Annotated in this window: 15 protein-coding genes and 1 tRNA gene; 5 read left to right on the top strand and 11 right to left on the bottom strand. The window is 42.9% G+C overall.

Annotated features, from left to right (window positions below; translation table 11 throughout):
* The first annotated feature begins 6 nt into the window (after positions 1-6).
* Both DYD54_RS02425 and DYD54_RS02420 read left to right on the top strand, forming a co-directional pair.
* Positions 7-1,371, top strand: a complete 1,365-nt coding sequence (locus DYD54_RS02425) for a surface lipoprotein assembly modifier (protein ID WP_063513598.1) — start codon at positions 7-9, stop codon at positions 1,369-1,371.
* Between the two features lie 153 nt (positions 1,372-1,524).
* Positions 1,525-2,010 (top strand): FKBP-type peptidyl-prolyl cis-trans isomerase, encoded by a 486-nt coding sequence (locus DYD54_RS02420; RefSeq protein WP_063513597.1) that lies wholly within the window; start codon positions 1,525-1,527, stop codon positions 2,008-2,010.
* Positions 2,011-2,063: 53 nt separating this feature from the next.
* On the opposite strand, the gene DYD54_RS02415 is transcribed toward DYD54_RS02420, so the two are convergent.
* From DYD54_RS02415 to DYD54_RS02405, 3 genes are all read right to left on the bottom strand, one after another.
* A complete protein-coding gene (locus tag DYD54_RS02415; protein WP_063513596.1) occupies positions 2,064-2,837 on the bottom strand; it encodes a lysophospholipid acyltransferase family protein in 774 nt (257 codons plus the stop codon).
* Positions 2,838-2,981: 144 nt separating this feature from the next.
* On the bottom strand, positions 2,982-4,883 hold the full coding sequence (gene ftsH, locus DYD54_RS02410; protein ID WP_063514935.1) for an ATP-dependent zinc metalloprotease FtsH: 1,902 nt from the start codon (positions 4,881-4,883) through the stop codon (positions 2,982-2,984).
* Positions 4,884-4,996: 113 nt separating this feature from the next.
* Positions 4,997-5,629: an RlmE family RNA methyltransferase gene (locus DYD54_RS02405; RefSeq protein WP_046696161.1), complete on the bottom strand. Its 633-nt coding sequence runs from the start codon at positions 5,627-5,629 to the stop codon at positions 4,997-4,999.
* Positions 5,630-5,763: 134 nt separating this feature from the next.
* Here DYD54_RS02405 and DYD54_RS02400 point away from each other — a divergent pair, with 134 nt between their 5' ends.
* Both DYD54_RS02400 and DYD54_RS02395 read left to right on the top strand, forming a co-directional pair.
* Positions 5,764-6,084, top strand: coding sequence for a YhbY family RNA-binding protein (locus DYD54_RS02400; RefSeq protein ID WP_063513595.1), 321 nt, complete (start codon positions 5,764-5,766; stop codon positions 6,082-6,084).
* A gap of 62 nt (positions 6,085-6,146) precedes the next feature.
* Complete coding sequence (locus DYD54_RS02395; protein WP_063513594.1) at positions 6,147-6,728, top strand: DOMON domain-containing protein; 582 nt, start codon at positions 6,147-6,149, stop codon at positions 6,726-6,728.
* A 71-nt stretch (positions 6,729-6,799) separates the two neighbouring features.
* On the opposite strand, the gene DYD54_RS02390 is transcribed toward DYD54_RS02395, so the two are convergent.
* Entirely contained in the window at positions 6,800-7,525 is a 726-nt protein-coding gene (locus DYD54_RS02390) for a CHAP domain-containing protein (protein WP_063514934.1), read from the bottom strand.
* A 281-nt stretch (positions 7,526-7,806) separates the two neighbouring features.
* On the opposite strand from DYD54_RS02390, the gene DYD54_RS02385 reads away from it, so the two are divergent.
* On the top strand, positions 7,807-8,325 hold the full coding sequence (locus tag DYD54_RS02385) for a DciA family protein (protein WP_063513593.1): 519 nt from the start codon (positions 7,807-7,809) through the stop codon (positions 8,323-8,325).
* A gap of 350 nt (positions 8,326-8,675) precedes the next feature.
* On the opposite strand, the gene lpxC is transcribed toward DYD54_RS02385, so the two are convergent.
* The 7 genes from lpxC to DYD54_RS02345 form a co-directional block, all read right to left on the bottom strand.
* The gene (gene lpxC / locus DYD54_RS02380; protein ID WP_063513592.1) at positions 8,676-9,587 is read right to left on the bottom strand and encodes a UDP-3-O-acyl-N-acetylglucosamine deacetylase; all 912 of its coding nucleotides are present in this window, start codon (positions 9,585-9,587) and stop codon (positions 8,676-8,678) included.
* Between the two features lie 447 nt (positions 9,588-10,034).
* Positions 10,035-10,550 carry a 5-methylcytosine restriction system specificity protein McrC gene (locus DYD54_RS02370; RefSeq protein ID WP_147285064.1) on the bottom strand — a complete coding sequence of 172 codons (516 nt, stop codon included), beginning with the start codon at positions 10,548-10,550 and terminating at the stop codon, positions 10,035-10,037.
* Between the two features lie 93 nt (positions 10,551-10,643).
* Positions 10,644-10,907, bottom strand: coding sequence for a 5-methylcytosine restriction system specificity protein McrC (locus tag DYD54_RS02365; protein ID WP_147285063.1), 264 nt, complete (start codon positions 10,905-10,907; stop codon positions 10,644-10,646).
* Between the two features lie 369 nt (positions 10,908-11,276).
* The gene (locus tag DYD54_RS02355; RefSeq protein WP_502243678.1) at positions 11,277-11,543 is read right to left on the bottom strand and encodes a hypothetical protein; all 267 of its coding nucleotides are present in this window, start codon (positions 11,541-11,543) and stop codon (positions 11,277-11,279) included.
* Between the two features lie 20 nt (positions 11,544-11,563).
* Entirely contained in the window at positions 11,564-12,493 is a 930-nt protein-coding gene (locus DYD54_RS02350) for an McrB family protein (protein ID WP_063513590.1), read from the bottom strand.
* Positions 12,494-12,871: 378 nt separating this feature from the next.
* On the bottom strand, positions 12,872-13,045 hold the full coding sequence (locus DYD54_RS11360; protein ID WP_157079173.1) for a hypothetical protein: 174 nt from the start codon (positions 13,043-13,045) through the stop codon (positions 12,872-12,874).
* Positions 13,046-13,359: 314 nt separating this feature from the next.
* Positions 13,360-13,436, bottom strand: a tRNA-Val gene (locus tag DYD54_RS02345).
* Positions 13,437-13,449: the final 13 nt, after the last annotated feature.

Here is a 13,449-nt window from a genome sequence, read left to right as displayed (position 1 = left end):
TAAGGCATGAATCGCCCATTATTTATCACAAGCTTGGTAGTATGTTTATTACCAAGCTTTGTGCTTGCCAATACACCAAAAGATGAACCGTCCTTTACCCATCGCTCATTGATACACAGCACCAGCGCCAACGAACCTGCCACCGTTGACATGCTACAGCTGACCGAAAAAGAGCTTTTGGCAGACATCACGCTATTTAATGAAGTCATTAGCCAAGCCGTCGACAGAAATGATGTAAATGGCTTACAGATTCTGCTGCCTGTTTATGCAACCGTGAGCGACAAAGATGAAATTTTGTATCTATACGCCCAAGCGGTCATACAAGAACAACAAGACATCAGGCAAGCAATTCATCATTATCAACAAATTCTACACCAAAACCCAGAGCTCACCCCCATACGGGTACGGCTTATTTTGGCATACCTTGCCAACCACCAGATTCGTCTTGCCCAAGATGAATTTAGCATTGCTAAACAAGATGACAACCTACCTAGCAATGTACTGAACAGCTTAACTCAACAATTCAAAGAGCTAAACCAAACCAAGACGCGTTTTGCCATGCGTTATTTGGATGATGACAATGTCAATAACGCCCCAAGTATCAGCCAATACCAAGACTGGCAACTGCCCAAAGCAGAATCCGCCCACGGCATAGGCTATAGCGCCAATATCTCAAAGAATCATTACCTAAAAGACCATCTGTCCTTAGAAGTGGGCGCATCTGTTCATGGTAAATATTATTGGGATAATAAAGCATATAACGATGTCATTGCCGAGATTTCACCAAGCTTATCTTATCAAAGTTTTGACGAACAATTTGGTCTTGGCATTTATCAGCAGGTGCGCCACTTTGGTAACAACCCTTATTCAACAACCCAAGGGCTAAGATTATCCGCCCATAAACTCATTGGGTCTAGCCATCGAGGCGGTATTGAAATCGACATCGCCAATAAAAAACACAAAACAAGGACATTTTTAGACGGCACAAGCCACATGGCAACTCTAAGCCTCAATCACCGCAGCAGTCCTTATTATTATCTTGGCATTCATTTCATCAAAGACGATGTCAATGACATGAGCGAAAGCCATCAACAAGGCACGATATTTGCAGGTCTGGATAAACTATGGGGAAATATTGGCACAGGTCATCAAATCAGCGTGGGTAGACGCAGTTATCAAGACATAGATTTCTTTGGCATCAAAAGAGATGATTTGCGCTACCAAACCGAACACCGCATTTGGCATCAAAAACTGGCTTATAAAGGTTATTATCCAAGCCTGCATTTACGATTTGAGCGTATTGACAGCAATCACTTTGCCCACGACACAAAAAATACACAGCTTTTTTTATCAATCAATCGTAAATTTTAGCCTGCCATCATGACAAAGGGCATTTACCCGCCCTTGTTTGGTTTTTTAAATACATCCGTCTGACAGCGCTATTTTTCACCAAAACCAGATACGCATTTTACTATAGTCGCCAGCTATGGTAAACTTTGCGCTTATTTGTATTTGGAAAATTACATGAACATTTTACCCAATGAAGAGATTCGCATCACAGATGGCAGTACCGTCAGCCTGCATTTTGAGGTTAGCCTGCCTAATGGTACGGTCATCGATTCAACCTTTGGGCGTGATAAGCCTGTGACATTAACCATTGGCGATGAAAGCTTATTGGCAGGATTCGAGCAGGTACTCATCAACCTAAAAGCAGGTGATACCCGCACCGCTCATCTACCACCCGATCAGGCTTTTGGCGAATGGAATGGCGAGAATGTACAGAGTTTTGCTCGTGCCAAGTTTTCCTTATCCGAGCCAGATCCTGTGGTGGGCATGATGATGGAGTTTCACGATAAGGGCAAAAACTCACTGGTTGGTGTCATCAACGAGGTGAATGATGATGAGGTCAAAGTTGACTTTAATCACCCCTTGGCAGGTCAAGAGGTGCTTTTTAAGGTAAAAATCTTCAAAGTCACGCCAAAAGGTGAGAGCGGACTAAAGTTCGTTTAGGTGGGGATTATAAATACAAAAAAATCGGACAACGCAGCGCTGTCCGATTTTTATTATGCCTTAAGCACTCGTTTGTGTAGATCTACCAAGCCATCTTCCATTGCTTTTTGAAGCTCAGAGGTCAGCTCACTGCGCGTCTTATCATTTGGATGAATGGGTTCAAGTGGCAGCACATAGGCTGTGATACCCTTACTGTCGGCAACACGGCGTAGACTGTCCGCCATCGCCCGCTTACCATAATAAGCTGCATCGTCTGACAGGCTACCATCCTTATCGACATAAGCAACCACAACAGGGCAGATCGGCAACCCCGTATCTAATGCTGATTGTAGCAGCTTGCCGTAGATTTTTTTGATTTGTTTACCATCTGTGGTGGTCGCCTCAGGGAAGAACACAACCGAAGACCCGCCACGCAAGAAATCAGCAATCTGATCGCTTACACCGCCGACATCGCCTGAGCCGCGCTTGATGAATAACGTCCCACCCGCCTTGGCAAGCTTACCAAAGATGAGCCATTCGCCAATCTCAGCCTTAGACAAGAAGAACACCGGCGCGACCGAGCCTACGACAGGAATGTCTAGCCATGACACATGGTTAGATACCCACAGACCATGCGTCTGTGGCACAGGCTCAACCTGAACGACCTGAACGCCGAATGAGTTTACCATCTTACGGCAAAAGGTTTGGATGTATTTTGGCAAAATATCTCTAGGCGGCGCATCGAACGCCCCAATGCGCTTGGCGGTACGATAGCCTCCTGCCAAAGTTACACCCATGCCGATGATTTTTTTACCGCGATTTAGTTGAGTCTTAATAAAACCTGCCATAATCTCTTCTGCCGTTTTTGGGGTATGCTAAAACTGACCATGCTATAAAACTTTTAGCCAAATTGCAAGTATTTAGTAAACAAACATTCACAAATTATTATTAAAAATAAAAAAACACCACCCTTAGGCAATGTTTTATCATAATTATGAAGTTGGCAACGGTGGTGGGAGCTCATCCACTGGTGGTGCTACTGGTGCGGCGGCAGCGATGGATGGGACATCATGCTGATAATCCTTGGGCTCACGCGGCTCCTCGCCATTCATGATTTGTAAGAACTGCTCACGGTCAATGGTTTCCCATTTCATCAATGCATCAACCATCGCATGCATCTTGTCATGATTCTCATCAATCAGCTTATACGCCACGTCATATTGCTGCTCTAAGATGCGACGAATCTCATCATCAACTTTTTGTTGGGTAGCTTCTGAGATGGTGCGAGTAGAGCCGCCAATATAGCCGCCATGCTCTTCTGCCTCATAGACCATGATGCCCAGATTATCGCTCATGCCATATTTCGCGACCATGGCACGCGCCATTTTGGTTGCCCGCTCAAAGTCGTTCGATGCTCCGGTTGATTGGCGATTCACAAAGATCTCTTCAGCGATACGCCCACCGAATAGGATGGACAGCTCATTTAGCATCTTATCCTTATAGTTGCTTACCGCATCCTGTTCAGGCAGCTGCCATGTCACACCCAGCGCCCAACCACGTGGCATGATTGTCACCTTGTGCACAGGGTCGGTGTTCGGCAACAGCTGAGCCACGAGCGCATGGCCTGCTTCATGATAAGCAGTCGCACGGCGCTCCTCTTCACGCAGCACCATTGATTTGCGTTCAGGACCCATATACAGCTTGTCTTTAGCATCTTCAAAGTCATTCATGTCCACATGTGACTTATTGCGACGTGCCGCGAATAGCGCTGCTTCATTCACTAGGTTGGCAAGCTGAGCACCGCTAAAACCAGGTGTACCGCGAGCCAGTGCATTCACATCAACGCCGATGGTCTGTGGTAGCTTCTTAAGGTGTACATTAAGGATCTGTTCACGACCTTTGATGTCTGGCAGTCCTACCGACACCTGACGGTCAAAACGACCAGGGCGAAGTAGCGCCTTGTCCAATACATCCACACGGTTCGTCGCAGCGATGACAATGACACCGTCGTTGCCTTCAAAGCCATCCATCTCAACCAACAGCTGGTTTAATGTCTGTTCACGCTCATCGTGACCACCGCCCATGCCTGACCCACGATGACGACCGACCGCATCAATCTCATCAATAAAGATGATGCAAGGTGCGTTCTTTTTGGCTTGTTCGAACATGTCACGAACACGACTGGCACCAACACCCACGAACATCTCAACGAAGTCAGAACCTGAGATCGAGAAAAATGGCACCTTCGCCTCGCCTGCAATCGCCTTAGCAAGCAATGTCTTACCAGTACCAGGAGGGCCAACCATCAATACGCCACGCGGGATGGTCGCACCAAGATTGGTAAATTTGGCAGGATCTCTTAGAAAATCAACAATCTCGACAACTTCCTGCTTAGATTCTTCACAGCCTGCCACATCCTCGAAGGTAACCTTGATCTGGTCTTCTGAGAGCATTTTGGCTTTAGACTTGCCAAAGCTCATCGGGTTACGACCGCCCATGCCACCGCCAGAATTACCACCACTCATACCACGCATGAGTAGCCAGAATAGACCGATAATAAGTAAAATCGGGAAAGCCGCGATGAGTAGCTGAGAACCCAGTCCTTGACGTTCAGGCATGGTACCCTGCACCTCTACATTATGCTCACGCAATAACGGCATCAACTCATCATCGCTGATGGCAGGACGCACAGTCTCAAACTCTGAGCCGTTTACTTTCGTACCCGAGATCTCTTCGCCATCGATCTTCACTTCCTTGATCTCACCTTTGGATACCGCGGTGATGAATGACGAATAATTCAGCTGATCAGCATCGGCATTGGTGCGGTCAAGATTGCTAAAAATCGCAACCACCACGCCGATAATCACCAACCATAATAAGGTGCTTTTTACCATATCGCTCACTAATTTTTCCTATCTCAAGCGCCAAGCCTATTGGGCAACGCCTTATTGTTTAATTTACCTGTTTTATATGTGGATGCTTGCTTTAAATTCAAGCCAAGCAGCAGCTATTTAATCGCCACCCAGAACATCTCTTTTGATCGTGGACGACTTGCCGCAGGCTTGATGCTTTTGATTTTGCTGAATTTTTTTTGCATGTCAGCACGCAGTTCAGCTGATCCCTCGCCTTGGAATACTTTCATGATCAGCGCACCGCCCTCAGGCAGCACCTTAAGCGCAAAATCCACCGCAAGCTCACACAGATACATCATGCGCGGCATGTCCACAGCAGACATCCCAGAGGTATTGGGCGCCATATCGGACAGCACCACATCAACACGTCGGCCATTCACTTCCACCATGATCTGATCAAAAACCTCTTGTTCGCGAAAATCACCCTGAATGAAAGTCACATTCTCAAGTGTATCCATCGGCAAAATATCCGACGCAATTAAAATCCCATCATCACCGACAAGCTGACCTGCCACCTGAGACCAACTGCCCGGCGCTGAACCTAAGTCCACGACGGTCATGCCTTTTTTGATAAGTCCTGTTTTTTCGTTAATTTCTAATAACTTATAAGCAGCGCGAGCTCTGTAGCCGTCTTTTTGGGCTTTTTGCACATAATAATCATCGATGTGCTCTTTCATCCAAGTACGGCTTGATTTGGAGAACTTTTTGTTGGTGATGCGAGTTGCCATAACTGATGTTAATTCTGGTCTATTTTGAAAAGTTAAACGGATAACAGCCTAGTTTACCATTTTTATGCGATAATTTGGGATAATTTCTGCTATAATGTCATTAATTTAGCAAATTTTTTATTTTGGAAATATTTATGAATTCAAAAAAATCCAAGATGCAAGACCTAAAAGAGCTGCGCGGCATCGGTCATCGTCTAAATCCTGTCGTCATCGTTGGCGGCAGCGGTCTAACACTAACCGTCATCGAGGAAGTGGCGCGCGCCCTTGATGATCACGAATTAATCAAAATCAAAATCCCAGCAGGTTCAAGCGATGAGCGCAAAGAATGCGCCAACGCATTGGCTGAGGCCACTGAGAGCGAGGTGATTCACCACATTGGACGCATGGTACTGCTACTACGCAGGAACCCAGAGCCTAATCCCAAGCTGTCGAATTTGGCACGTTTTGGATGCTAGAATCATCCTAACACCAAAACCGTTCGCTTATGAGCGGTTTTTGTTTTTTATGAGCATAGTTCATGATCATCCTAAATCACCAAAAAACATTTTGGGAAAATGCCAATCCTTCTAATATACATCTGTTTGAGCTTATCCCCACGGCCGCCAACGCCCCGAATATCTGCGTGGCGGTAAGCACAAGAGGCAATGCCCTACAGCTTAGCTATCGAGTGCATTCTTGTGATTGGTTTAATACACCTAATAGCGAATGCGCCAACCCCACTCGCAAAGATTTCTTGTGGGAGGGTCATTGTCTGGAGTGTTTTTTTGAATTACAAGGTAATGATAAACGCTATTTTGAGCTGAATTATTCAATGGGAGAGTTTTATAATCTCTATCAGTTTGACGGTTATCGCACGCCCAGTCACCTACCGCCCGTATGGGCAGATGGCAAGCTTGTGGTGGCACAGTCAGATTTAGACGACACCGAGATGGTCAAATATTATCATATGAACGTTACACTAGACGATATCGCCAACATGACGATTGGCAAAATCAATCCTACCACCATCTTGTATCATGATGGCACGCCGATTTTTTATGCTGCGCAGCATGCCAATCCGCCTGATTTTCATGACAAGGCTTTTTGGCAGAATATTTAGCCTTACCAATGCCATTTATAATGCACAAAAAATAAAAGCCGACTGATTGTCGGCTTTTTGATATCACAGAATTACTGATCGTTAAGGGCAAGCATGGTACCAGTATTGGCACTTGCGTCAGTGTAACGCGTATCACGCCATACGGTGTAGCCGTTGTGCTGGCTGTATGGGCTGAACTTAGTTTGGCGGTAGTCAGACACCCATTGGCTGCCATCATAAATCTGAATGTGGCCGTGAGGATTGCGGGAAGTACGGTTAAATACCACCACATCACCAACTTGTGGCTCGTAGTTGTCACTGCTAATCTTGGTGAAGCCAGCACCAGCCAGAGTGCCGTGCGCGTACTGATACGCGGATGGCTTTGGTGTGAATTCATAGCCTGCTGATTGTAGCGCTTTACGAACGTATAAAGCGCAGCGGCCGACACTTCTACCATGTGCCGCACGTGAGGCAGCTCGTGCTGCAACGCTTGGTGCGCTGCTGGTAAGCTGGTCGGTGATTGAAGGTGCTTGATGAGATGAGCTAAAATTTGTCGCGTTAGAAAGCGGGCTTGAGATTGATACAGTATTAGAAACAGTATTTACAGGTTGTTGAATGCGTGATACAGGAGCTGGTGCAGAAGCGTGGTTCAATGCGATTAGCTTATTGATTGCATCATCAATATTCGTTATCGTATTGGGCGTGCTACCAACATTCACAACGTTGCCTTGGGCGATTTGAATGCTGTTTGATTGAGCGGCACTTGTTTGTCCAAAGGTCAGCCCAACAGCCGACATCAGCCAAAATACTTTTTTCATAAACTTTCCTCGCGCTTCCAAGATGTACATTGGCATTGTCCCTTTGTCTTATCTTGGTTGCGTCTGTATGGGTTTTGATTAAAAGCTTGTGATCAGCGACGTACGTCCTAGTGCGCCAGTAAATTACCTTGAAATCACACAACACGAACAATACACACAATAACAAAAGCTTTCACATCGCCTAAAAATCGTATGATTTGGTTGGTAATCTGATCATAAGGCATGATACACTTGCTCTGCTGAACACCATGTCCATGGCTTTTTCGTTGTTAAGGTGAGATATGTCTGATTTAACAAATTTCGATCATGTAGATGATTTATTCTTAAAGAACAACCAACCTAACCATCTGGCAAGCCAACTTGAGAAACAAGCGGCGGCTGGAATGAAACTTCCTGCCCATCTTGTGAATCAGTTAGAGCATTTGCAATCTTGCACCGCTTTAGTACAGCAAGCGCTAAAACCACTGCTGCCTCAAGAAATGCTACAAGACTGTACCGTTGCTCACGCTGATCGACATCGCCTTACGGTGGCTCTGTCATCATCTACGGCTGCTAATCATCTGCGCTATCTTACTGAAAATTGTGTTCAGGCTTTACGCGCCTATGATGAGCAATTTTGTTATTTAGAGGAGTTTTGGGTGATTGTCACACCAAAACCCATCCAATCAGACTCTCGCCAAACCAGTTCAAAAAAAACCTTAAGCGAAAACACGAAGCGTATTATAACCCAAACCGCCTCAACTGTCATCTATGATGATCAATTAAAGCAAGCCCTGCTACGCTTAACCAAAGATAATTGAGTAAACATACGTTTATTGTAGTATGTAGGTCAAATATTGCCGCAATAGTTATTTCATTGTAAAGTTTTGTAAACCTTTGGCAGATTTTTTGTAGTTAAATAAGAAAAAATGTTATTTGCAAATCAAGTCTTCCGCCCTGCCCTATCGGCTGATAAAAATTAACACCCCTGCGTAACGCTTGATAAACTCAAAGATTGACCACCAAAATAAAACCCACCTGATCAAAACATCAGATGAGTTTTTGATTTTAACAATTGTTAGTGGCTCATTTATGACGACTTCGCAAAACCTTGCTCAAGATTTGCCAGCGCCTTACTTGGCGAAGTACTAGAAGCTATTTATTGCTTAAATCAAACAGAAATAATCGGCTCTAAATACTCAATTGGCACGTCCTTTATGTTACAAAAATTTACAATTTCATAGCTACTTTCGTCAGCCAATACCGCACGAATGAGCATATTATTGACCGCGTGACCTGATTTATACGCCGAAAAGTGCGCCAAAATCGGATGTCCGATCACAAATAAATCACCCACCGCATCAAGCATCTTGTGACGGACAAATTCATTAGGGTATCTTAGACCGCCTTCGTTCATCACGGACGTGTCATCGAGCACCACCGCATTATCAAGGCTGCCACCCAATGCCAAATTACGCTCACGCAGATACTCAAGATCTTTTAGGAATCCAAAGGTGCGCGCCTGCCCAACTTCACGAGCAAAATTCGCGGTATTAAAGTCAAGTGTGGTTTTTTGGTCGGTGGATTTGATCGCTTCGTGATTAAAGTCAATTTCAAAATCCATCAAAAACCCATCATCATAAGGTGTAAACTGCGCCCATTTGTCACCATCTTCAACGCGTATAGGTTTTAGGATTTTGATGAATTGCTTGGCTTTATTTTGCTCTTTGATGCCTGCTTCATGGATGAGATATAAAAAAGGCGCTGCCGAGCCATCCATGATGGGAATCTCAGGCGCATCGACCTTGATGATTAAATTATCTAGACCACAGGCCGCTACCGCTGATAGCAGATGCTCCACCGTGCCAACACGTGCATCGCCTTGCACCAGATTCGATGACATCATCGTATCCTGCACCAAATTGGCACTCATGGGAATGCGCGCGCCGCCCAAATCCGTACGCTCAAAGACGATGCCCGTGCCAACGTCAGCAGGCGCAAGCGTCAAACTGACTTCTTTGCCGCTGTGCAGTCCGATGCCGGTTGCTGTTATCTCGTTCGCAAGGGTGCGCTCATATACCATAGTTATTCCAAATGTTACAAATTATATTGCAAATAGTGTACCACTTAGTCGCAATTTTGTCATCTATCGCCCATGCAATTGCATTAAACATCATATTTGAAATAACTGGATGAATATCTTGAGGTGTTTAAATTAAAGGCAACTTCGTTGAGCTGCGCCAAAATGCATTTAATATTGAGCTTATTGCAGTTGGGTAAATAAAACAATCAAGCCACAACGGACTGATCCTCATTAAACTCCTGGATTAGTTTATTGATTCTGCCAATGAATGCTTTCTCTCCTTCGGCAATATCTTTCAATTCATCCTTCCTTCCCAATTCATTCTCTGCACTATCACTCGAATTTGAACTCCGAAGCTCAATCCCATCAACAATGAAGCGCGATAGGCCCATTCTTTCTTCTAGATCAAATAAAGACTTGCTATAAGACTTGGGATACCCCACTCCTTCATGGCAGACTAACAATGGATAAATCAATCCACCGAATAACAGATTCTCGCCATAATACTGCATATAGGTATGAATCTGATAAAAGTCGCTGCGATCCAGATCTTGGCCCTTCATTGTCATTTTTTTTAAATTTGGCATCCAAAACAATTACTTTTTCGTTGTTTTTTAACACAATATCAGGATAAATATTCCTACCATAAAAACGTTCTTGATAGAGCTTAATTTTTTCTTGGCCATACACTTTCCAATCATTCAAGCCTTGTGCTAACAGTTTCTCCAAGTAAATATCAAACAACTGCGAAATATCGAACAAATATCCATAAGTCTCTCGCTTGGCTTCTTTGTGTGATTTTAAATCCAAATCTTTTAAGATGATTTCAGCATATTCCAAAGTCTGACGAAAGTGGGCAAACATTGGATTATTTAGCACTCTATGATTTTTGGCATTCTGAAGAGTTAATTGCGTGAAGTATTTTCCCGAATATTGTATCTTTAGCTGCTGATAGATATTCATTACCAGCTTTAAGGCATCAGCACCAAATGTTTTTTTTAACTTCTCACACGCCAAATATAGTATGTCAACAATAGGCTGAATCTCATTCAGTTCTCAATATTGAATGCTGATTTTACCCATGAATGGAATGTCCTGCTTGATATGTGCCTTCATATCAAGCGCGCTACGCATTTTATAATCGTGCTGCTGTTTTTGCTGATAGGCTTTCGGCAGCCCTAGGGTTGATGCACGCTCCAATGCATGGATAAACAAATAGCACAAAATATGCTGAAAAGTATTGGCTTCATTTTTCTTTTCCGCTGCAGTCTGAGCAGTATCAATACAGATATTATTCAAGAAATTAAGCATACGGTTCAAAAAACCCCACCGTAAGCACAGGTAATATTAAATTCACAGCCTTTATGATATACCACACCGGCAAACAGCCCAGTTTGCACGAAATCCTGACGATCTTCATTTAGGTTTTCACAGCAGAACAACTTAAGAATTAACTGCTCTTCTTTTTCCAAGTCATCTTTAACTGGCTTAAAGCGAAAAATTTTAAGCGACGTCAAGGATTCATGTCGAGTTGTTATTTCAAAACCTGGCTGAAACAGACCCTGAAATTTATTAGATTTCTTGTCTTAGGTTGTTACATGAATGCCTTGTATATCATTAACCTTGTTCACCCATCCGCCATCGCCAATGTCTGTATGCTTGATTGGTCTTTCCAGATGGTAGTTATAATTAGTCGGAACTGTTAGTTTCACTTTGATCAGCTTCCTTTGAAGGATTATCCACTAAAGGTTTTTTAAACACTTCCAAAGCTTCTTTTAACTTCTCCTCTATTTCACCCTCAGAATAAAAGGCGCGCAAATACTCCTTGAGCGTTGGACGCAAATACAGCTCAAAAAGACTCCCTAGATTCTTTTCGGTTATATCCTGCTCATTTGCAATCGAAGAAATTTTCATAAAGAAAGAATGGCCAAATTCATGAGATAAGCCTAAGCCCAGATCTTCGACAATGTATTTATTTAGCGCCGAGGCACATTTAGCATATACTCTTCGATATTACTAAAATCTTTATCATTGTGTTTGCAGTGATTAATTAATACCTTCTCATCATAACCCTTATGAATCCATTTAAAACGTCTGCGTATTGCCAAATCAAAAGCATCAATACTCTTATCCACATCATTCATCATGCCGATAAAAAATACATTATCAGGCACACCAAACTTTGAACGCTTGATCCCTTTATCATCTTCTCTGATTTCGTATGCCAAATGCTTGTACTTCTCTTCATCCTTTGCAAGCAGAGAATCTAGTAATGCTGAATATTGCGTACTGATTAGATTTTCACCAATAGCTTCGGCATTATCATCAGAATTCTTAGAAACCTTGTGGCGATATGAACTCTCAAGCAAGGATAATGTCTCGCCGAATACAGCCGATAAATTAGCACGGTTAATCTCATCAACGATAAAATAGTAGTTATTATCAGGATCCTTTTTGGCTCGGATACAGAATTCCTTAAAAATACCATTCACCCACTCAAGCTTGACACCTCCCTTGTCGTCAATACCATTTGGCTTAATACCATCAATAAAGTCTTCATAGGTGAATGATGGATGAAACTGAACATATTCATATCGCGAACTATTGCCCTCGCATAGGTACTCAATATTCTTTTTTACAGTATAGATTTTCCCGGTACCTGGAGCACCATAAAAAACCATGTTTGGGCTTGCTTTATCAGCAGATTGTTTAAAATCAGGATTCTCCAAACCCCAAAGAAATTTTGAGAGTTGTACAATTTTGTATATATTATCATCTTCATCCTTAGAAGAAATATCGATTTCAAACCCTTCTATGAATTTCTCAAATATTTCTTTGTTTATCTCTATGACATTCTTTTCTTTACTATCTTTACCTATGTATTTTTGATAGATAGACTGTAGCACTCCCTTTAAATATATGCACAAACTTTGTCGGGTGTGATAATACAGCCAACTTCATCAAAGTAACTTTTGGCGTATAATTATCAAACCTTTCTTTCATATCTTCTGATAAGACCTCAGAGAGGGGGGTCATTCGTGACCGTATGGCAAAACAAGGGCAAGATATTGTCTTTATAATATTTCTCTGCTAGGACTTTGTCACAATTATCAACTCCGCCCTTCACAAAGTAGCTGCCATCATCATTTAGCTTAACACAGAAATACGTTGCATTGCCGACGAATATGCTGCCAAATACCGAGCTGCCATTCTCAAGTAAATTACACAGATACTCGCTAGGCAGAGTTGAATTATTATTCTGCCCATCCTTTCGGTTTGTGTACTCATCTAGTGTGAGTGAATTTTCTTCTATTTTTTTCTTTATACCATGTCCAATCTTTGCGCGTCTTTATAATCTGTTCTTTTGCCGCTTCGTTCTTATTCTCTTTTTCATAATCATCCCAGAGTCTCTTTATACCAATCATTTCTTCGTTTTGTGAAGTTTTGTTACTCACCATACTACCCCCAGCACTCGAATGAGTGATTTATCACTCATTTTAGAAAAAAGAATACCCTACATTCTATTGGATTTTTATAAAAAGGGCAATTCATTCGCTCTTATTAGTTATAGTATATAAAATAGCTTAGATACGACGACTATCGCCTCCTTTGATCAGTTTTTGGTAGATTTTATTTTGGTGTAGATTTGGCGTAATTTTGTCGTAAATATACTTTTACTCAAAGTTTAAAAATTTCATCGCTATGTTTTTATAAAAAATTTCAATACAACAAAAAACCCCTTGAAACACTTATGTTTCAAGGGGTTTGGATGTGGTAGGCGTAAACGGACTCGAACCATCGACCCCCACCATGTCAAGGTGGTGCTCTAACCAACTGAGCTATACGCCTAAAGTGCTGCTAT

The sequence above is a fragment of the Moraxella ovis genome (assembly GCF_900453105.1).
GTDB lineage: Bacteria > Pseudomonadota > Gammaproteobacteria > Pseudomonadales > Moraxellaceae > Moraxella > Moraxella ovis.
The sequence above is the reverse complement of the archived record's forward strand: the minus strand, read 5'-3'. Positions and strand labels throughout refer to the sequence as shown.